Below are 20,329 nucleotides of genomic sequence, written 5' to 3' on the forward strand. Positions count from 1 at the left end.
AAAATGAATCCACTTTCAGACAGAATTAATAACCTTGCCACTTCGCAAACTTTAGCGATGGCAGCATTAGCAAGAGAATTAAAAGCACAAGGAAAAGATATTATCAGCTTGAGTTTGGGAGAACCAGACTTTAACACGCCAGACTTTATTAAAGAAGCAGCTAAAAAAGCGATAGACGACAACTACAGTACTTATTCTCCAGTTGATGGTTACCAAGATTTAAAAGAGGCCATTTGTAGAAAATTCAAAAGAGATAATGACTTAGATTATAAACCTTCTCAAATTGTGGTTTCTACAGGTGCAAAACAATCGTTGTACAACATTGCTCAAGTAATGTTAAACGATGGTGACGAAGTAATTTTACCAGCACCTTACTGGGTTTCTTATTACGAGATTGTAAAATTATCAGGTGGTGTTCCTGTAGAAGTTCCTACTTCTGTAGAAACTGATTTCAAAATCACACCAGAACAACTAGAAGCTGCCATCACTCCTAAAACAAAAATGATGTGGTTCTCTTCTCCTTGTAACCCTTCAGGTTCAGTGTACAACAGAGAAGAATTGACTGCTTTAGCTAAAGTTTTAGAAAAGTATCCAAATATTTATGTGGTAGCGGATGAAATCTACGAGCACATCAATTTCTCAGGAACTTTTTGCAGTATTGGGTCTATTCCTGGTATGTTAGAAAAAACCATTACAGTAAACGGTGTAGCAAAAGCATTTGCTATGACAGGATACAGAATTGGATATATTGGAGCGCCAGAATTCATTGCAAAAGCGTGTACAAAAATTCAAGGACAAGTAACTTCGGGAGCTAACTCTGTAGCACAAAGAGCTACTATTACCGCTGTTGATGCTGACCCAAGCGTATTGAATCACATGGTTCAGGCTTTCCACAGCCGTAGAGATTTAGTCGTAGGATTATTAAAAGAAATTCCTGGAATCAAAATCAACGTTCCAGAAGGCGCTTTTTATGTGTTCCCAGACGTTTCTTCTTTCTTCGGAAAAACACTAAGAGGAACTGAAATTAAAGATGCTAACGACGTTTCTATGTATCTTTTGGCAGAAGCTTGTGTAGCTACTGTAACCGGTGACGCTTTTGGAAATCCAAATTGCATTCGTTTTTCTTACGCAACTAGCGAAGCTTTATTAACCGAAGCTTTAAAAAGAATCAAAGACGCTTTGGCCGGATAAACCAAAGTGCTATTGATATAGTAAGCCTCAAGAAATAATTCTTGAGGCTTTTTTTTTGCTTCATAAAAATTGAATCACCCTTGTATTAGTTTTTAAAAAAAATCCTCTTGAATTAGAAATCTTAAATATTTTATCAGACCTTTGCAGACTTTTTTTCGCGAACACTCGAAAAGCTAAAGTTGTAATAATGAAGAAGAAAATAGAAATACTAGCGCCCGCCAAAGATTTAATTCACGGTATGGCAGCTATCAATGCAGGTGCCGATGCGGTTTATATTGGTGCTCCTCAGTTTGGTGCCCGTTCTAATGCTCATAATTCTCTTGAAGATGTGGCTACTTTGGTACAATATGCCCATTTGTATTATGCCCAAGTTTTTGTGGTTATCAATACGATTTTGTACGACAACGAATTGGAAACCTGTCGTCAAATGATTTGGGAATTGTATGAAATTGGCGTTGACGCTTTAATCGTACAAGATATGGCTATTATGGAAATGGACTTGCCTCCTATCGTTTTACACGCAAGTACACAAGCCAACAACCGTGACCCACACAAAATTAAATTCTTAAAAGATGCGGGGATGAAACGTGTAGTTTTGGCTCGTGAATTGAATTTACACCAAATCAAAGAAATCGCTGAAACATCAGATGTTGAACTAGAATTTTTCGTGACTGGAGCACTTTGTGTGTCTTTCAGTGGAAACTGTTATATGAGTGTAGCCAATGGAGAACGTTCTGCTAATCGTGGTTCGTGCGCTCAAAACTGCCGTTTACCCTACAACCTTATCGATGGTAATGGCGAGACTTTAATCAAAAACAGTCACTTGCTTTCAATTAAGGATTTTGACGTTTCAGACCAAATTCCAAATTTAGTGGAAGCTGGAATTTGCTCTTTCAAAATCGAAGGTCGTTTGAAAGATATTGTGTATGTAAAAAATAACGTTTCGTATTTACGTCAAAAATTAGACGCTTTCTTAGAAGGAGATGGTTATGACAAATACACCAAAGCTTCTTCAGGAACCTGTACTTATACTTTTGATTCGGCTTTAAACAAAACCTTCAACCGTGGATACACGGATTATTTTGTCAACGAAAGACATCAATCTATCGGTTCTTGGGAAAGTCCAAAATCGAAAGGGCAATACATTGGCAAACTCGTTAAAACCATTGGAAACGCCTACGAAATCGAAAACGGCGAATTCCTAAACAACGGAGATGGACTTTGCTTCATCAACGAAAACAACGAAGCCGACGGAATCTATGTCAACAAAGTTGAAAATGGCTTGGCTTATCCAAATGTGTTGAAAGACATCAAACCAGGAACCTTCATTTATCGTAATAATGATGCCGCTTTCATCAAAGTTGTGGAACGCGAAGACAGTGCGGTTCGAAAAATCAGCACTACTTTATTATTGACCGAAAACGAAAACGGATTCGAATTAATCGCTACAGACGAAGATGGAAATGTGAGTACAGTTCAATTGGCACATCCAAAAGAAAGAACCAAAAACAACGAATCCATCGAGGCCACTTTCAAAACGAATTTAGCCAAAACAGGATTCACACCTTACAAAGCAGACGAAATCAATATTTTATTTTCAGAAAATTGGTTCTTACCGATATCCAAAATCAACGAGATGAGAAGAACAGTTTACGAACAACTGTCTGAAATTCGATTGAAAAATTACCATCGCGAAGAGCATCAATTGGTAAAAACAGACCATCCTTTCCCTGAAACCAAGCTGGATTTTATGTACAATGTTTCGAACAAACTAGCCCGTAAATTCTACGAACGTCACGGCGTTACCGAAATCGAAAAAGCCTTTGAATTGCAATGGGACCCAGGGAAATCCAGAGTGATGACCACTAAATATTGCATCAAATATGAGTTGGAACGCTGTCCAAAATACCATCGTGAAAATATGGACAAAAAAGTAAAAGAACCTTTGGTATTAAAACAAGGCGAATTAGAATACAAACTCAAATTCAATTGCAAACCCTGCGAAATGGAGATTTGGGAAAAAGACGCCGAATTCGAAATCGAAGAAGATTACTTTCATTAGAATTTAACCGCAAAGTGTGCAAAAGATAACACAAGGTTCGCAAAAAGTTTATTATAAAACCTTTGCGAGCCTTTTTTATTGCAATTACATCTTTCTTTATCCAGAAAACAATACAACTATTAAAGCAAATTATATTCTCGAAAGCCTAAAATCAGTAGGACTTTTGCCGACTTGCTTTTTAAACAATCTCGAAAAATAAGAATAATCATCGTAGCCTAGAGCGACTGCAATCTCGTTTACAGTTAAGCGCTTATCTGTCAACATACGCTTGGCTTCTAAAATCACTCTTTGAACAATAACACTTGTTGTGGTCATTTGAAGAATTTCTTGACAAATTCGATTCAAATGTTTTAGGCTAATATGCAATTCAGAAGCATAAAAAGAAGGGGCCTTTTGAGTTCTAAAGTGCCTTTCAATGAGCGCTTCCAAATCTTTAATCTTTCTATTATAAAGATGTGTTTCAACAATGTGAATAGCATTGTATTTCCTTGCTATCTGAATATGAATAATATCCAATACATTTAAAATTACATCTTGTCGCCACTCTTTATCATCTTTTACTTCTTCGACAATTGCCTCAAAATAAGGGATGAGTTTTTTAGATTCAGTAGCATCAAAAAGTAGTTCAGGTCGACTATTTAAGGAAGTATAAAAAGTATAATCCTTGATTTGTTTTTGTCTAAAATACAGATTAAACATTTCCTCAGAATAAAAGATGACAAAGCCGTCTATATCTTCACTCAAACTCCAATGATGGATTTGTCCTGGCTTCAAAAAAAACACACTCCCATTTTGAATAGTAAATGTAGAGAAATCAATTTCGTGTGTCCCTGAACCTTGAGTAAAAAAAACCAATACATACGAATTATGTCTATGTGGTTCTTCTACAAAACTGTGTTTCTTTAGGTGGTCTTTAAACGTATTTACATATAAATCCTTATCGGTTTGTGGCGATAAAAATTTACGTATTGGGTAAATAGGATATTTTACCATATGCTAAAATGTCTTTTTTGTGCTATAAGTTGCGAATATAAAGAAAAGTAACAACGGAAGTAGAAATTACCTTTGAAAAAAAAATCTATGCCACATTCTATTTATCACATCCTAAATAACGATTGCCCTCAATGTCGAAAAGGCAAAATATTTGATGAAAGAAACATTTTTTTCAACTTGCATTTTCCTAAAATGCACACCCACTGTTCGAATTGTAATTATAAATTTGAAAAAGAACCTGGATATTTTTTTGGAGCAATGTATGTGAATTATGGAATAAGTGTTGCGCAAGGCATTCTAACTTATCTCATAGCCCATTTGTTTTTCACTGAAAGATTTGACTTAAGAATGATTCCTATAATCGCAGTTGTTCTTATATCTCTATCGCCTTTCAATATTCGTTTGTCAAGAATATTATGGATTTATCTATTTAAAAATTATGCTACCTAAGCCGTAATCCTTCAAAAAACTACTAACTTGCACTTATAATTTTTTAAATCGAAAATGAGAAAAGTAATATTTGCTCTGTTATTAGTCATTTCTGCAAGTAGTAATGCCCAAGAAAAAAAAGAAAGTCCTAAAAAACAAATTGTAGAAGCTTCTTGCGGGCAATGCCAATTTGGTATGGAAGGAAAAGAATGTGATTTAGCCGTTCGCATCAACGGAAAATCTTATTTCGTAGACGGTACACACATCGACCAACACGGAGATGCGCACGCCAAAGACGGTTTTTGTGCAGCCGTTAGAAAAGCCGAAGTAATTGGTGAAATCGTAGACAATCGCTTTAAGGTGACGTACTTCAAATTGTTACCCGAAAAAAAGTAAATGGCTTTAATTCTTCAAAATATTGCCAAACACGTGGCCTTAACCCCTGAGGAAGAGGCCTTATTTTTGTCCAAAACAACGACTCAACAACACAAATCCAAATCGGTTTTGTTGCACGCAGGTAAAGTGGCCGATAGTACTTATTTTGTCAATTCAGGGATATTGAGAAGCTTCAATATCAACGACAACATTATCGAACATGTATTGCATTTTGCCTGCGAAGGTTGGTGGATGGGCGATATGTACAGTTATATTTCTGAAAAACCAGGCAATCTTTTTATCGAAGTCCTAGAAGATGCTGAAATAGTTACCATAACCAAAGAAAACCATCAAGAACTCTATAAAGCCATCCCAAAATTGGAACGCTTTTTCAGAATACTCGCCGAGAATTCTTTAGTAACCCACCAAGAGCGCTTGATGGATAATTTGAGCTTGACCGCTGAAGAACGCTACGAAAAGTTCTGCAAAAAATACCCCTCTTTAATTCACAAACTTTCCCAAAAACACATCGCTTCCTACATTGGTGTAACACCTGAATTCTTTAGTAAAATGAAGAGTAGGTTATTGAAGAAGTAATGGCTATCTATTTCAAGCAAAAACTGACCCCCTATTTCACATTTGTATCAAAACACTACTTTCTTAATCTAGGTTAAGTGACTTTTGCTCACAACGAGCATACCTTTGTATCATAGTAATCACTAAATTTATACGAAGATGAAAAAATCAGTTTTACATACCGCAGATTCAAGAGGACACGCTAACCACGGATGGTTGAATGCTTATCATAGTTTTAGCTTTGCTAGTTGGTACAACCCCGATAGAGTACAGTTTGGTATGCTACGCGTTTTGAACGACGATACTGTTGCTGCTGGAATGGGCTTTGGCACGCATCCACACGACAATATGGAAATCATCACCATTCCGCTAGAAGGCGATTTGGCTCACAAAGACAGTATGGGCAATGCCGCAACTATCAAAACAGGCGATGTACAAGTAATGAGTGCAGGAACGGGTATTCAGCACAGTGAATTCAATCCGAATGCAGACCAACAAACCAAACTGTTCCAAATTTGGTTGTTCCCAAAATACCGCAATGTAGAGCCACGTTACCAACAAATCACTTTGGACGTTACTGAACAAAAAAATAATTTTGCTCAAATTCTATCCCCAAATCCTGACGATGCTGGCGTGTGGATTCATCAAGACGCTTGGTTTTATTTGTCTGATTTTGATGCCGATTTCTCTAAAAAATTAGCCTTACAAAAAGAAGGTAACGGTTTTTACATTATGACTATTGAGGGCGAAATCGAAGTCAACGGAGAAAAACTGAGCAAAAGAGATGCCATTGGAATTTGGGATACTCCAGAAATTGACATCAAGGCAACAACAGCTGCTAAATTTTTGGTGATGGAAATCCCGATGGAACAATAAAAAAGTAATCCGTCGTCAGCACATAGTATTCAGTAAAAAAGTAAGTTATGAACGAAGTACAAGTAAAAATCAACGATAAAAAAGGGAGTTTTTTTATTGAAATTGAGGGCAAACAAGAAGCAGAAATGACGTTTGTTTTTGCTGGGGAAGATAAAATCATAATTGACCACACGGGTGTTAATCCGGGCAATGAAGGAAAAGGTTTGGGCAAACAAATGGTCGCTCAAGCGGTAACTTATGCGCGAGAAAACAACATAAAAATCATTCCGCTTTGTCCGTTTGCCAAAAAAGTATTCGACAAAACTCCAGAATTTAGAGACGTGCTTTAAAATGGAAAACTTACTAGAAAAAGACGTTCAAGGAAGTATTGGTGCACAAAAATACTTGTGCACCATTTCTTGGCGTAACGGCGAATTACTAATGGATGAACCTGAAACTATTGGAGGGCAAGATTTAGGTCCTGACCCCTACTCTACTTTATTGGCTTCGCTGGCGGGTTGTACGCTTTCTACCTTGCGAATGTACATCGACCGCAAAGGTTGGAACATTCCCGAAATTCAGATTGCGTTGAATCTATCACAAAATAACGAGTCCGAATTAGAGACTACCATTTCGAGAACCATCACTTTTTCTGAAATCATTACCGAAGCACAAAAAGAACGCTTACTTTTGATAGCCGAAAAATGTCCCGTTTCGAAACTATTAAAAAACAAAGTAAGTATCAACACTCAACTATAAATACTATGGACGCCAAAGATTTGACCAAAGAGTACAGCAACGGCGAGGTAACCATCGTTTGGAAAAACAGCTTATGCAAACACGCTGCCGAATGTGTAAAAAACAATCCCGACGTATTTAAACCCAAAGAAAAACCGTGGATTGTTCCAGAAAACTCCTCTACTGAAGCCATTATAAGTACGGTAAAAAAATGCCCTTCAGGAGCATTGACATACTATATAAATAAAGAATAAGAATAAAAACAACACCTTGGGAGTAGTTCAGTTTAAATAAAAAACAAACCACATAGATTCATAGATAAAAAGAAATTAGAAAAGGAATCAATAGAAATAGCACTATTTTTCACATAGATTGACTATGTGAAAAGTGAAACATCTGTAAAATTCTTTTTAAACAACATAAATTCTATGATTCTATGTGGTAAAAAATAATTACACCAGCGGTTAAAAAACATCTATAATGAAAAAAATACTAGCCTTTGGAGCATCGTCTAGCGCGACCTCTATCAACAAACAATTGGCAACTTATGCCGCACATCAATTTGCCAACGCAACAGTTGAAGTTTTGGATTTGAACGACTACGAAATGCCCATTTTCTCAATAGACAAAGAAACCAAAACTGGAATTCCGCAACTAGCGCACGATTTTCTTGCCAAACTGGGCGGTGCCGATGTTATTGTCATTTCTTTTGCAGAACACAATGGCGCCTATTCGACTGCTTTCAAAAATATTTTGGATTGGACTTCCCGAATTAACGGTAAAACCTTTCAAGAAAAACCAACGCTTTTACTCGCTACTTCTCCCGGACCAAGAGGAGGTGCTTCGGTTTTGGAAATGGCCAAAAACAGATTCCCTTTCCAAGGAGCAGATGTTAAAGGCGCTTTTTCGTTACCGAGTTTTGCCACCAATTTTGATGCAGAAAAAGGAATCACCAACGAGGCGTTGAAAGCACAATTGCTAGAAATTATTGAAGCGATAGAATAAGGTAATAGATTGAACGTCTAAAATGATAAACTCGAAAAAATTGTTTCTTAAAAAGGAAACTTATATCTTTACAAAAAATTATGCTTAGTGACAATGGATTATAAATTTAAAGTTGAATTTCTTGAACCAGTCATAACCTTTTTGGAAAGTCTAGAGCCGAAATCTAGAGAAAAAATACTTTATAATATCTGGAAATCAAGAAGCGTAAATGATAATGAATTATTCAAAAAACTTGATGGCGAAATTTGGGAGTTTAGAACTTTATATAACAAACAATATTTTAGATTGTTTGCCTTTTGGGATAAATCAGACAAAAAGGATACAATTGTAATTGCTACCCACGGCATAATAAAGAAAACCGATAAAACTCCCAAACTAGAAATTGAAAGAGCAGAATCACTAAGAGTAAAATATTTTAACGAAAAGAAATAAGAGTATGAAAACGTACAGTTTAGATGAAGTAACAGATAAATTCGTTGGAAAAAAAGGCACTCCAAATAGAGATAATTTTGAAAACGAATTGAAAATTGATTTGATTGGACAAACCATTAAACAAATTCGCAAAGAAAGAAACTTGACTCAAGAACAATTAGGTGCATTAGTCGGTGTAAAAAAAGCTCAAATTTCTAAAATTGAAAACAGCGTAACTGACGCAAGATTTGATACGATTATTAAAGTTTTTCGAGCTTTAAATGCAAAAGTTAATTTTAATGTAGAATTATTACATCAAGAAATAGCTGCACATTAAATCTTTCACTTACAAAACCCTCTCAATAGCTTCAATGGCTTTGTAAAAATCAATAAGTTTTACTTCTTCAAAAAAGTCGATTTCGTGGGTATGGGGCAAGAAATCTGAAATAATACGCACAATAAAATCTTGTGGTTGTTTGAGATACATAAAAGTATAATCTTCCATATTCACCACGGTGCGTTCGCCCAAATTCGTCGTTTTGACAAATTTATCCGAAGTTAACGAAGACAAACAAAGCAAGTTGGTTTTGGGTTCTGTCAATATCGGTTTACCGTTTTCGAACAATTGTCCTTCGTAACCATAAAGCGAGGCATTGGTAATTTCTATCGGCATTCCTAATTGTAATTCGGCTGGAAGATTTTCGGGTTTTCCTACTATGGCGGCAAAGCCAATTAACACACACAAATCGTGCGGAGGCAAATGCATCATTGCTTTGGCAGTGGTTTCTCTTCCCACGCCAGAGATAACGATTTGGTAGTCATTTTGTAAAGATGGAAAGCGTTGCAAGGCATTTTGCACTTTCTCGGCTTCGATTTCCATTGGGGTAAGTAGGATAACTTTCATTCTTTTATTTTTTTTGGGATGTTGGCTAATCAAGCCTTTTCTTGCCTTCTAGCCCCGGTAGTAGCGGCATCCTTTGTGGCCGGGGTTTGGCCGCAAAGATACAGCGGATGACGGGACTTTGCCTATAAAAAAGCCGCTTCTTTCTGCTCCTAAAAAAGTTTACTGCAATTTTCGAATGACCCGAGCGGGATTGCCTACAGCCAATGAATGTGACGGGATATTCTTGGTCACCACCGAGCCTGCGCCAATCGTGCAACCGTCACCAATGGTCACTCCGGGGCAAATCACGGTATTGCCTCCAATCCAGCAATCATCGCCAATCGTGACAGATTTAGACAGCTCGAAGGTGCGTCGTTCGACAATATCCAAGGGATGCGAAGCGGTGTAAATATGTACGCCTGGCCCAAAAAAGACGTTGTTGCCAATGGTGATTTTCATCGTATCGAGCACCACACAATTGAGGTTGAAATACACATTTTCGCCCGTGTATATATTATAACCATAATCGCAATGAAACGGCGGTTCGATGTACAAACGCTTGTGCGCATTGGGCAGCAATTGCTTGAACAATCCGCGTGTTTTGCCGTTTACGATATACTCGGCATTGATTTGTTGCAGCATTTTTTTAGCCCACAATCGTTCTTGCACCAACTGTTTGTCGTTGCTGAGATAGGATTCGCCAGCGAGCATTTTTTCTTTTTCAGAAGGCATTGACTTTATGATTTAACTACAAAAATAAATAAAACGCTTTACTTCTTGCTCAAGGTTAGATTTTGAAAACTAGAAATATCTACTACTTTTTCAAGGTCTAAATCATAGGTGATTTTGATGGAATCTCCCACAACAGTTACTGGTAATTCGCTCGAAATTTGTGAAGAACCTACATAAATAGTGGGTGATTTTCGCAGGGTGAAGTAATAAAAACTATTGCCGTTTTTGACGTCGTTTTGAATTCTTGTCACCACCGATTGAATGATTTTTTTATTGGCTACCGAATTGGGATTAATCTTATTGCCGGCCATATTATACACATTTTTGTATGCAGTAAGGGTCTCACGCATCGTATTGCCAACGCCCACAATCGTATAGTCAGAAATGGCAACCATAGCAAACATTTTGACCAATCCACCCTTGTCTTTTAAAGTCATTACGTAGGTAGGAATGGAATTGATGTTATATGGAATTGGCATAGAAGCAGTATATTCTTTTTCTTGAACCTTACCTTGGGCTGAACTTTGAGCCGCAAATTCGGTAGCGCCACCTTGCTTGTAAAAAGTGGTTTCTTTGGTACGGGTATCAACCAATACAAAGCCCACGGCAGATTCGTCTTTACCGGTTGAAGTAATGCCTGCATACCAATAGGATTTATTGTCTTTTCCATACACCAGAGTCATCCCTTCGGTGATTTGTAATTTGTCTTCATTTGAAAAATTGAAATACCCGTGAATTAGCGTCCCCCAATCGTCTAATTGGTCTTCGATAAAATCTATAGGTTGTATGCGGTCTACCCATTTTGGTGTGTTGGCAATGGAATATTCTTGAATGGCTCCGTTTTGTGCATCGACTACCAAAACTCCTGTAGCATTATTTCCAGAGAAACCAATGGTTTTGTCATAAGTTGTAATCACCCAAAACGGCTTTCCTTCGTCATTGATTTCAAAAGTAAAGTCGGTTAAGCCAATGGTTGCATACCCATTAAGATACGCGTGGCGATGAATTTCGGACTGAAAATAAGATGAAGGTTGGTATTTTATTTTTAAAGGTTTCCCGTCAATTTGTTGAACCAATTTTACATCACGCTCATTGGTAGCTGAAACCATAACATAACCCGCAGTTCCTTCGGAATTATTAATCCATTTAAAAAAACCAGAATGTAACAATGGAGCAACCCAATACAATTCGTTTTGTACTTTTTGAATGCAAAAATGTCCCAACTCTACTTGACTTCCCAAAGCTGGTTGCGAGCCTAATATTTTTTCGCCTAATAAATAGGCCAATTCTTCATCAACAACTCGGATTTTGTCTATGGCGATAGGTGCAATATGTTGGGTGATTTTTTCACCTTTATGCACTTTGCCAAGCAATTGTTGGTACGCCTCGCTTCTGAACATTTTTACCGTTGTAAATAATGGGACAATGGCTACATAAAAAAGTAAGACCAATATACTGTAATAAAATACCTTGTGAGGTGCCTTCAAAACTGTTGTCTTGTGGGTTTTCGGGTCTACTTTTAGTTTAATAAAAAATAAACTCACTACTCCAATTAACAATAATAGAAAGAAAGGCAATTTGAAAAAACCATAGTTAAGTACCGGCAAACCGAAATACATCAATAGGAATGCAATAAAAACTGTAAAAAATACTAAGATTACTTTTTTCATAATTTGAAGAGATTTACCTATTAGTCTTTTAATTTTTTAAACGTTACAACCAGTAAAAAAGAAAAGGCAGGAGTGTTTTTTTTTACATTCCATAAAAATAGTACTTTTGCTGCTACTAAAATTATTTACGACATAAACATACTATTATGAAAGCATACGTTTTTCCAGGTCAAGGCGCACAGTTCACAGGAATGGGCAAAGACTTATATGAGAACTCTCCACTTGCCAAAGAATTATTCGAAAAAGCCAACGAAATTTTAGGTTTCCGCATCACCGACATTATGTTTGAAGGCACTGCAGAACAACTAAAAGAAACCAAAGTAACACAACCTGCGGTATTTTTGCACTCAGTTATTTTAGCCAAAACTTTAGAAAATTTCGAACCAGAAATGGTAGCTGGACACTCTTTGGGTGAATTCTCTGCCTTAGTGGCCAATGGTGCTTTGTCTTTTGAAGATGGGTTGAAATTAGTTTCTCAAAGAGCATTAGCGATGCAAAAAGCGTGCGAAATCACCCCTTCAACAATGGCTGCTGTTTTGAACCTAGACGACAAAATAGTAGAAGACATTTGCGCTTCGATTGATGGTGTTGTGGTGGCGGCAAACTATAACTGTCCTGGACAATTGGTGATTTCTGGGGAATACAAAGCAGTAGAATTGGCTTGCGAAAAAATGAAAGAAGTAGGTGCTAAAAGAGCATTGATTTTGCCTGTTGGTGGTGCGTTTCACTCTCCAATGATGGAGCCAGCTAGAGAAGAATTAGCAGCTGCTATCGAAGCCACTACTTTTGCTACTCCGATTTGTCCTGTGTACCAAAACGTAACAGCAAGCGCGGTTTCAGACCCTAACGAAATCAAGAAAAACTTAATCATTCAGTTGACAGCTCCAGTAAAATGGACACAATCCGTGCAACAAATGATTGCAGACGGAGCAACATTATTTACCGAAGTAGGTCCTGGAAAAGTATTGACCGGACTGATTGGAAAAATCAATAAAGAAGCGGCTACTGCGAATGCTTAAAAATTTAAGATAGCAGATAGCAGAATTTAAATAGCAATTCTTATCAACAGTATCCTCACAAACGTAAAGTTTGTGGGGATTTTTTATTTATCTTTAGTTTTGATAAAATAACAACCCATAAAAACACATTGATTATGAGAAAAATAATTTTAGGACTGGCTTTTTTAGCGGCGGTAACCGTTTCTTGCAAGGAAGAAACCAAGGAAAAATTGGATGAGGCTAAAGAGGCTGTAACCTCAGAAGTAGAAGAAAAAATTGACACCGCTACAGTAAAAGTAGAAAAAGCAGTAGATACTTTACAGGCCAAAACGAGTAACGTACTCGAAAAAGGCGCTGAAAAACTAGACAAAGCCGCTGATAAAATGAAAGAAGCTGCGAAAAAGTAACAAAAAAGCCGAATCCTTTGGATTCGGCTTTACTTTTATTTACAACTCTTTCGCTTCTTCGCAATGATTATTACTAATTCCAGTAATCAAAATAGCAGATGCTTTCTTTTCGAAAAAAATGTACCAAGTAGTTCTTTTATTCGATTTGTAAAAAATATAATAGGTACCTAAATGAGAAAGTGATGAAGGTGTTTTTTTATGCGGAAAACTAGCTATTTCTGAAACTATAAAGTCAACAATTTTATTTACATAAACTTGCGCATTATCACTATAGCTAAAATACTCTTCTTCAAAAAGCACATATACTAATTGATCTAAATAATTCGTAACCTTATCTGCAAAAATTATTTTTTCCAAGGATAGGCTTTTATTCTTTTGTGCATCTCGGCTTTGAACTCTTCCGGAGTCAATCCATTAGCGAACTCCGTATCGAAATCAAATGTAGCCCTATCTATTCCTTTATGCTTCACCTGCGAAGATTCATAAACCACAGCTGGTTCTTCTACTTTGGGCAATTTTGAGGATGTTTTTTTAGCACTCATTCCTTTATATTTTTACCTAACGAATTTACAAATAGTTCTTTAAAGAAAAAAACACCAAACTATCAATGGATACTTTGGTGCTTCTTACTGATTACTTTTTACTGGTGACTGAATACTATTTATGAGCGTATTTTTTGTTCCCATTTCCAAGCACTTGCCATTGCTTCATCAAGTGTTGACTCGGCTTTCCAACCCAAAACGGTGTTGGCTTTGTGGGTATTTGCATAGGCTTCGGTAACGTCGCCTTCTCTTCTAGGTACGATTTTGTAAGGTAGTTTTTGACCACTTACTCGCTCAAAACTCTGTATCACTTCGAGTACTGAACTTCCTGTTCCTGTTCCTAAGTTAAAAGTCTCTACTTTGTCTGTATTTTTCTTTTCTAATAAACGCTCTAGAGCAATAACGTGTGCTTTGGCTAAATCCACCACGTGAATATAATCACGAACCGCTGTACCATCAGTCGTTGGATAATCATCTCCAAAAACCGATAATTCTTGTCGCAATCCAATTGCAGTTTGAGTGATAAAAGGCACTAAATTTTGTGGCACACCAATAGGCAATTCTCCAATTGCGGCACTTGGATGTGCTCCAATAGGATTGAAATAACGCAATAAAATCGCATTGATAGACGATGCTTTTGCGGTATCTCTGATGATTTCTTCCCCTACTTTTTTGGTATTCCCATAAGGGGACATCGGTTGTTGTACAGGAGCATCTTCGGTAATAGGCATTTTTTCGGCCTGTCCGTAAACGGTACAAGAGGAACTAAATATAAAGGAAGCTGCATCTTTTTGTTGCAATTCTTGCAGTAGATACACTAAGGCTGCAATATTATTTTCGTAATACAACAACGGATTCTCAACGCTTTCTCCTACAGCTTTGGAAGCTGCAAAATGAATGACTCCTGCAATATCTGAATATTCTATGAAGAGCGCCTGCACGGCTGCTTTGTCGCGCATATCAATATTTTTGTAATGCGGCGCAATTCCAGATATGCTTTCGATTCCTTTTAGAACGTCGATAGACGAATTGTATAAGTTATCGACGATTAGGACTTCAAATCCTTTGCTTTGCAATTCTACTACGGTGTGAGAACCGATGAAGCCTAAGCCTCCTGTAACCAATATTTTCATAATTGTGTGGTTTGGGTTAGCCCTGATGGAAGCGGCATCCTTGCTTGGTCTCGTTTTTTCTACGAAACCAAGCAAGATACAGCGTACAGCAGGAAATAGCTCCTAAAAACTATCCTAAAAATTCTAAAACACTATCGGTAATAAATTTAATTTGCTCATCATCAAGCTCAGTATGCATAGGTAAAGATAACACTTCTTGCACCAACTGATTCGTAACTGGAAAATCTTCTTCTTTATATCTTGGATCCAAATAAGCCTTTTGTGCGTGCAATGGAATTGGATAATAAATAGCACATGGAATACCTTTATCTAGCAAATGCTGCATTAATCCATTGCGATCTGCATTGATGATGCGCAAGGTATATTGATGAAAAACATGACAATCGCAGATATCGCAAATACTTGGTGCAATGATATTGGCGTGATTTTGAAAAGCCAAGGTATATTTGCGAGCTGAGTCTTGACGCGCTTTATTGTATTGATCTAACAACGGTAATTTAGCATTCAGAACTGCTGCTTGAATACTATCCAAACGCGAATTTACTCCCACCACATCGTGATGGTATCTTTCGTACATTCCGTGGTTTACAATACCGCGAAGGGTGTGTGCCAAAGCATCGTCGTTAGTAAAAATAGCACCACCATCGCCATAACATCCTAAGTTCTTAGAAGGGAAAAAGGAAGTCGCTCCTACATGACCGATAGTTCCCGCTTTCTTTTTGGTGCCATCTGAAAATTTGCAATTGGCACCAATAGCCTGTGCATTATCTTCGATTACATATAAATTATGCTCATTAGCCAAAGCCATAATCGCTTCCATATTAGCAGCACGACCAAACAAGTGTACGGGTACAATCGCTTTGGTTTTTGGAGTAATGGCTTTTTTGATAGCTTCTAAAGAAATGTTCATGTTGTACATATCAACATCAACCAAAACTGGGGTAAGTTGCAATAATGCAATCACTTCTACAGTTGCTGCAAACGTAAAATCGGCAGTGATTACTTCGTCTCCGGGCTGTAAACCCAATCCCATCATCGCAATTTGTAGCGCATCGGTACCATTGGCACACGGAATTACGTGTTTTACCCCCAAATAAGTTTCTAATTCTTTCTGGAAAGTGTGCACTTCTGGACCATTGATGTAAGTATTCGTATCTAAAACGTTTTGAATTGAGGTATTTACAACGTCTTTTATTTTATCATATTGACTTTTTAAGTCAACCATTTGGATTTTTTTCATTGAAAAATAATTTAAAGTTTGAAAACAAAGTAGGTTTACCCAAAATGTTTTCGCAAAAAAGAACAACAAAAATAGTTATTTAATCCCTCTTAGACAATGAAAAAACCATAAAGAAACTGTATTTTAGCCAAAATTTATACTCATGTTTTTTCTGTATAATCAAATCGTTTTTATAGCAGGTTTTTTATTGAAAATCGTTGCCCTTTTTAGCCCAAAAATGGCTCTTTTTGTAAAGGGTCGAAAGGATGTTTTTAAGACTTTAAAAGCAAAAATTCAAACCAGCGACAAATCCATCTGGTTTCACGCCGCATCCCTAGGCGAATACGAACAAGGACTTCCTGTAATTGAAAAAATAAAAGAAAAATTCCCCTCTCATAAAATTATAGTTACCTTTTTTTCTCCTTCAGGTTACGAGGTGCGAAAGAACAATACAGTGGCTGATTGCACGGTTTATTTACCATTGGATACTCAAAAAAATGCCAAACAATTCATCGAGTTAGCCAATCCCGAACTGGTTTTCTTTATCAAATACGAATATTGGCCAAACTACTTGAACGAACTCAAAAAACGAAACATCAAAACCTATTTGATTTCTGGAATTCTGAGAGAAAACCAAGCCTTTTTTAAGTGGTACGGCGGTTTTTACAGAAAAGCACTAAACGCTTTTGATTTCTTTTTTGTGCAAAACGAATCTTCGAAACAACTCTTGCAAAGCCTTGGTCACCAAAATGTTTTGGTTTCTGGAGATACGCGTTTTGACCGTGTGAGTACCATTTTAGAAAAAGACAACACTCTTGATTTTATAGCCGAATTCAAGAACAACAAAATCACAGTTGTTATAGGTAGTTCTTGGCCAAAAGACGAAGAAATCATCGCCCAATACATTAACGAATACAGCAATGAAAACGTAAAATTCATTATTGCTCCACATAATATCAAAGCAGAACAAATAGCAAAATTAAAAGAACAAATTACCAAACCGACTGTCGTATTTTCTGAAAAAGAAAATCAATCCTTATCTGACCAACAAGTTTTTATCATTGACACCATTGGGATTTTAACCAAAATCTATAGCTATGCCGACATTGCTTATGTAGGTGGTGGCTTTGGAAATCCTGGTGTACATAATATTTTAGAACCCGCCACTTTTGGGATTCCAATCGTAATTGGACCAAATTATTCGCATTTTGCAGAAGTGACAGCATTAGTCAAACTCGAGGGATGTGTTAGTATTGAAAACAACAAAGATTTGCTCGAAACTTTTGACGATTTGATTTACAAACCAGAGATTAGATTTCAAAAAGGAGCTATTTGCCGCCAATTTGTGCAGCAAAATAAAGGCGCTACCGCTATCATTCTAAATCATCTTCAATGATACAATTTCAATCACTCGAAAAAAAGAATATCGATACCGTTACCTCACTGATGAGTGAATTTTACGCTATCGACAAGTACCCTTTTGACACAACAATCGCAAAAAATTTGTTTGAAGAATTTTTAGCAAACGACAATCTTGGGAAATGCTGGCTACTCCTTTGGAATCAAGAAATTGTAGGGTATTTGATTCTGACTTTTGTTTTTAGCTTTGAATACCAAGGCAAGATTGCTTTTTTAGATGAATTATACATTCAACCCAAAGCACGAGGCCAAGGAATTGGGAAAAGTGCCGTTGCTTTTGCCAAAACACAAAGCGAAGAACTAGGCTTAAAACTACTTTATTTAGAAGTCGAAGAACACAATCTTTCGGCTCAGCAATTGTATCTCAAAAGCGGCTTCAGCATTCATCCGAGAAAATTGATGAAACACAAATTATAATTTTATTACCTTTTTAAATACCATTACTCCTATGAAATTCTTAAAACTATTCTTATTGCTTTTTGTGATTCAAACACAAGCCCAACAAGGCGGTATGTGGATACCTTCTCTCTTGGAAGGAATGAACGAAAAAGAAATGAAAAGCTTGGGCATGAAAATGACTGCCAAAGACATTTACGACACCAACAAATCCAGCTTAAAAGACGCTGTGCCTCAATTTAACGGAGGTTGTACTTCGGAAGTTATTTCACCTAAAGGGCTTTTGCTAACCAATCACCATTGTGGTTACGGACAAATTCAATCGCATTCAAGCACCGAGCACGACTATTTAGCCAATGGTTTTTGGGCTTACAAAATGGAGGACGAACTCCCAAATAAAGATTTGGTAGTTACATTTATTGTCAAAATAGAAGACGTGACTAAACAAGTCTTGGAAGGAGTGAACACGCTATCAAATGAAGCCGAAAAGCAAAAGAAAATTCAAGAAAACATTAGCGCTTTAAGCAATTCATTTCCCAAAGAAGCTTGGCAAGAAAACAAAATCCGAACCTTCTACGATGGTAATCAATACTTACTTTTTGTTACCGAAACCTTCAAAGATGTTCGTTTAGTGGGCGCGCCACCCACTTCGATTGGAAAATTTGGTTCGGATACCGACAATTGGGTTTGGCCACGTCATACTGGAGATTTTTCACTTTTCAGAATTTATGCTGACAAAAACAATCGCCCGGCCGCTTATTCAAAAGAAAATGTTCCTTATACACCAAAACACTTTTTGCCTGTTTCTTTAGATGGAATTGCTGAAGACGATTTTACTTTGGTTTTTGGATATCCTGGAAAAACCAATGAATACCTACCTTCAGTTGCTATCAATCAAATTGCAAACGAATTAAATCCTGCCAAAATCGAAATCAGAGAACAAGCTCTTAAAGTAGCTGATGGTTTTATGAGAAAAGATAATGCTATCAAAATTCAATATGCTTCAAAATATGCTGGAACGGCAAACTATTGGAAAAAATGGCAAGGAGAAACTTTAGGCATCAAGAAATCAAATGCAATTGCAGTAAAAAAAGAAGCGGAAAAGAAGTTTCAAGAAAAAGTTAGCAAAGCCAAAAAAGAAAAAGAATACGGTAGTATTTTGAGTGATTTCGAAAAAAACTATACTGAAATCGCGCCTTACGCTTTGGCTAGAGATTATTTTAACGAAACCGTACAAAGAAATACCGAACTGCTTACTGTTGCTTATAAATTCTATCAATTAGAACAACTTTACAACACCAAAGGAGAACAGGCTTTTACCGACAGAAAAAACAACCTGTACAATGGATTGGGTGATTTTTACAAAGACTTTAGCGCCAAAGTTGACGAAAAAGTATTCGAGCAACTTATTGCATTATATGCTACAAAAGTACCAAAGCAATTCTTACCGAATACACTCAACAATATTGATGTTAACCAACTCACAAAAAGCATTTATTCTAGTTCCAAACTCACTTCCTACTCTGGCTCAAAAGAACTACTAACAGGTGACACAAAAACGGTATTGGACAACATCAACCGTGACCCTGCTTTTGTCCTAGTAAAAAGTATGGCCGATATGTATCTAAAAGAAGTGAATCCTACTTACGAGGCTTTAAATTTGAAAATAACAGAATTGCAACGCAATTATATGAAAGCGCAACTGGAACTGAGCGAAAATTCAAGAATTTTTCCGGATGCCAATAGTACTTTGAGGGTGACTTATGGAAAAGTAAAAGGATACGAACCAAAAGACGGCGTATATTACAATCCTATTACTTATCTGGACGGTGTTATGGAAAAATACATTCCGGGCGACTACGAATTTGATGTTTCTCCAAAATTGATTGATTTGTACAAAAACAAAGATTTTGGAAATTATGGTGAAAACGGAAAAATGCCCGTATGCTTTATTGGTACCAATCATACTACAGGCGGAAATTCAGGAAGCCCTGCGCTAGATGCCAAAGGAAATTTAATTGGATTGAACTTTGACCGCGTTTGGGAAGGCACGATGAGCGACATCTATTACGACCCTAGCATCTGCAGAAACATAATGGTCGACATTCGCTATGTGCTTTTCATTATGGACAAATACGCAGGAGCAAAAAACTTGATTGAAGAATTACAATTGGTACATCCTAAAAAAAACCAAAAAGGGAAACGTTAACAACTAACAGCTACTATTTTAGCACACCCCCTACATTGGCATACTATTTGATATTTAAACCCACGTGAACAGAGAATATAATTTAA

At 36.9% G+C, this 20,329-nt stretch carries 25 protein-coding genes; 17 read left to right on the forward strand and 8 right to left on the reverse strand.

The features are described from left to right. Positions 1–3: 3 nt before the first annotated feature. Positions 4–1,191 carry a pyridoxal phosphate-dependent aminotransferase gene (locus ACSVH9_RS10740; RefSeq protein WP_438063712.1) on the forward strand — a complete coding sequence of 396 codons (1,188 nt, stop codon included), beginning with the start codon at positions 4–6 and terminating at the stop codon, positions 1,189–1,191. A gap of 187 nt (positions 1,192–1,378) precedes the next feature. Continuing rightward, positions 1,379–3,253: a peptidase U32 family protein gene (locus tag ACSVH9_RS10745; RefSeq protein WP_438063713.1), complete on the forward strand. Its 1,875-nt coding sequence runs from the start codon at positions 1,379–1,381 to the stop codon at positions 3,251–3,253. Positions 3,254–3,382: 129 nt separating this feature from the next. Here ACSVH9_RS10745 and ACSVH9_RS10750 read toward each other — a convergent pair whose 3' ends face one another. After that, on the reverse strand, positions 3,383–4,246 hold the full coding sequence (locus ACSVH9_RS10750; RefSeq protein WP_438063714.1) for an AraC family transcriptional regulator: 864 nt from the start codon (positions 4,244–4,246) through the stop codon (positions 3,383–3,385). A gap of 87 nt (positions 4,247–4,333) precedes the next feature. Here ACSVH9_RS10750 and ACSVH9_RS10755 point away from each other — a divergent pair, with 87 nt between their 5' ends. The 10 genes from ACSVH9_RS10755 to ACSVH9_RS10800 all read left to right on the forward strand — a co-directional run bounded on the left by ACSVH9_RS10755 (position 4,334) and on the right by ACSVH9_RS10800 (position 8,972). Continuing rightward, positions 4,334–4,696, forward strand: coding sequence for a DUF983 domain-containing protein (locus ACSVH9_RS10755; protein ID WP_159690509.1), 363 nt, complete (start codon positions 4,334–4,336; stop codon positions 4,694–4,696). 54 nt (positions 4,697–4,750) lie between these two features. Next, complete coding sequence (locus ACSVH9_RS10760) at positions 4,751–5,071, forward strand: DUF6370 family protein (protein WP_300978142.1); 321 nt, start codon at positions 4,751–4,753, stop codon at positions 5,069–5,071. Continuing rightward, positions 5,072–5,647, forward strand: coding sequence for a Crp/Fnr family transcriptional regulator (locus ACSVH9_RS10765; RefSeq protein ID WP_438063715.1), 576 nt, complete (start codon positions 5,072–5,074; stop codon positions 5,645–5,647). 138 nt (positions 5,648–5,785) lie between these two features. Next, entirely contained in the window at positions 5,786–6,502 is a 717-nt protein-coding gene (locus ACSVH9_RS10770; protein ID WP_438063716.1) for a pirin family protein, read from the forward strand. Positions 6,503–6,549: 47 nt separating this feature from the next. After that, positions 6,550–6,831, forward strand: coding sequence for a GNAT family N-acetyltransferase (locus tag ACSVH9_RS10775; protein ID WP_024981399.1), 282 nt, complete (start codon positions 6,550–6,552; stop codon positions 6,829–6,831). 1 nt (position 6,832) lies between these two features. Next, positions 6,833–7,240, forward strand: a complete 408-nt coding sequence (locus tag ACSVH9_RS10780; protein ID WP_315174289.1) for an OsmC family protein — start codon at positions 6,833–6,835, stop codon at positions 7,238–7,240. A gap of 5 nt (positions 7,241–7,245) precedes the next feature. Continuing rightward, on the forward strand, positions 7,246–7,473 hold the full coding sequence (locus tag ACSVH9_RS10785) for a (4Fe-4S)-binding protein (RefSeq protein ID WP_438063717.1): 228 nt from the start codon (positions 7,246–7,248) through the stop codon (positions 7,471–7,473). A 226-nt stretch (positions 7,474–7,699) separates the two neighbouring features. Then, positions 7,700–8,224, forward strand: coding sequence for an NADPH-dependent FMN reductase (locus ACSVH9_RS10790; RefSeq protein ID WP_438063718.1), 525 nt, complete (start codon positions 7,700–7,702; stop codon positions 8,222–8,224). Positions 8,225–8,317: 93 nt separating this feature from the next. After that, positions 8,318–8,656 carry a type II toxin-antitoxin system RelE/ParE family toxin gene (locus ACSVH9_RS10795; RefSeq protein ID WP_300978133.1) on the forward strand — a complete coding sequence of 113 codons (339 nt, stop codon included), beginning with the start codon at positions 8,318–8,320 and terminating at the stop codon, positions 8,654–8,656. A gap of 4 nt (positions 8,657–8,660) precedes the next feature. Then, complete coding sequence (locus tag ACSVH9_RS10800; protein ID WP_159690487.1) at positions 8,661–8,972, forward strand: helix-turn-helix domain-containing protein; 312 nt, start codon at positions 8,661–8,663, stop codon at positions 8,970–8,972. A 9-nt stretch (positions 8,973–8,981) separates the two neighbouring features. Here ACSVH9_RS10800 and ACSVH9_RS10805 read toward each other — a convergent pair whose 3' ends face one another. From ACSVH9_RS10805 to ACSVH9_RS10815, 3 genes are all read right to left on the reverse strand, one after another. After that, positions 8,982–9,539, reverse strand: a complete 558-nt coding sequence (locus ACSVH9_RS10805; RefSeq protein WP_438063719.1) for a hypothetical protein — start codon at positions 9,537–9,539, stop codon at positions 8,982–8,984. A 159-nt stretch (positions 9,540–9,698) separates the two neighbouring features. Next, positions 9,699–10,250, reverse strand: coding sequence for a sugar O-acetyltransferase (locus ACSVH9_RS10810; protein WP_438063720.1), 552 nt, complete (start codon positions 10,248–10,250; stop codon positions 9,699–9,701). A 38-nt stretch (positions 10,251–10,288) separates the two neighbouring features. Continuing rightward, entirely contained in the window at positions 10,289–11,920 is a 1,632-nt protein-coding gene (locus tag ACSVH9_RS10815; RefSeq protein ID WP_438063721.1) for a hypothetical protein, read from the reverse strand. A 146-nt stretch (positions 11,921–12,066) separates the two neighbouring features. Here ACSVH9_RS10815 and fabD point away from each other — a divergent pair, with 146 nt between their 5' ends. Both fabD and ACSVH9_RS10825 read left to right on the forward strand, forming a co-directional pair. Then, positions 12,067–12,939 (forward strand): ACP S-malonyltransferase, encoded by an 873-nt coding sequence (gene fabD / locus ACSVH9_RS10820; protein ID WP_438063722.1) that lies wholly within the window; start codon positions 12,067–12,069, stop codon positions 12,937–12,939. Between the two features lie 134 nt (positions 12,940–13,073). Then, positions 13,074–13,325, forward strand: a complete 252-nt coding sequence (locus ACSVH9_RS10825) for a hypothetical protein (RefSeq protein ID WP_438063723.1) — start codon at positions 13,074–13,076, stop codon at positions 13,323–13,325. A gap of 39 nt (positions 13,326–13,364) precedes the next feature. Here the strand turns inward: ACSVH9_RS10825 and ACSVH9_RS10830 are convergent, their stop codons facing one another. From ACSVH9_RS10830 to ACSVH9_RS10845, 4 genes are all read right to left on the reverse strand, one after another. Continuing rightward, a complete protein-coding gene (locus ACSVH9_RS10830) occupies positions 13,365–13,682 on the reverse strand; it encodes a hypothetical protein (RefSeq protein ID WP_438063724.1) in 318 nt (105 codons plus the stop codon). Further along, the gene (locus tag ACSVH9_RS10835) at positions 13,670–13,867 is read right to left on the reverse strand and encodes a hypothetical protein (protein WP_438063725.1); all 198 of its coding nucleotides are present in this window, start codon (positions 13,865–13,867) and stop codon (positions 13,670–13,672) included. The genes ACSVH9_RS10830 and ACSVH9_RS10835 overlap by 13 nt, the downstream gene beginning before the upstream one ends. Positions 13,868–13,986: 119 nt before the next feature. Further along, the gene (gene galE, locus ACSVH9_RS10840) at positions 13,987–15,000 is read right to left on the reverse strand and encodes a UDP-glucose 4-epimerase GalE (RefSeq protein ID WP_438063726.1); all 1,014 of its coding nucleotides are present in this window, start codon (positions 14,998–15,000) and stop codon (positions 13,987–13,989) included. Between the two features lie 109 nt (positions 15,001–15,109). Further along, the gene (locus ACSVH9_RS10845) at positions 15,110–16,240 is read right to left on the reverse strand and encodes a DegT/DnrJ/EryC1/StrS family aminotransferase (protein WP_438063727.1); all 1,131 of its coding nucleotides are present in this window, start codon (positions 16,238–16,240) and stop codon (positions 15,110–15,112) included. 142 nt (positions 16,241–16,382) lie between these two features. Here ACSVH9_RS10845 and ACSVH9_RS10850 point away from each other — a divergent pair, with 142 nt between their 5' ends. From ACSVH9_RS10850 to ACSVH9_RS10860, 3 genes are read left to right on the forward strand one after another with little or no spacing between them, the layout of a single operon-like run. After that, on the forward strand, positions 16,383–17,615 hold the full coding sequence (locus ACSVH9_RS10850; protein ID WP_438063728.1) for a 3-deoxy-D-manno-octulosonic acid transferase: 1,233 nt from the start codon (positions 16,383–16,385) through the stop codon (positions 17,613–17,615). Continuing rightward, positions 17,612–18,055 carry a GNAT family N-acetyltransferase gene (locus ACSVH9_RS10855; protein WP_438063729.1) on the forward strand — a complete coding sequence of 148 codons (444 nt, stop codon included), beginning with the start codon at positions 17,612–17,614 and terminating at the stop codon, positions 18,053–18,055. The genes ACSVH9_RS10850 and ACSVH9_RS10855 overlap by 4 nt, the downstream gene beginning before the upstream one ends. 31 nt (positions 18,056–18,086) lie before the next feature. Further along, a complete protein-coding gene (locus ACSVH9_RS10860; protein ID WP_438063730.1) occupies positions 18,087–20,243 on the forward strand; it encodes a S46 family peptidase in 2,157 nt (718 codons plus the stop codon). Positions 20,244–20,329: the final 86 nt, after the last annotated feature.

It is taken from the genome of Flavobacterium sp. RSSB_23 (genome assembly GCF_051547145.1).
Classification (GTDB): domain Bacteria; phylum Bacteroidota; class Bacteroidia; order Flavobacteriales; family Flavobacteriaceae; genus Flavobacterium.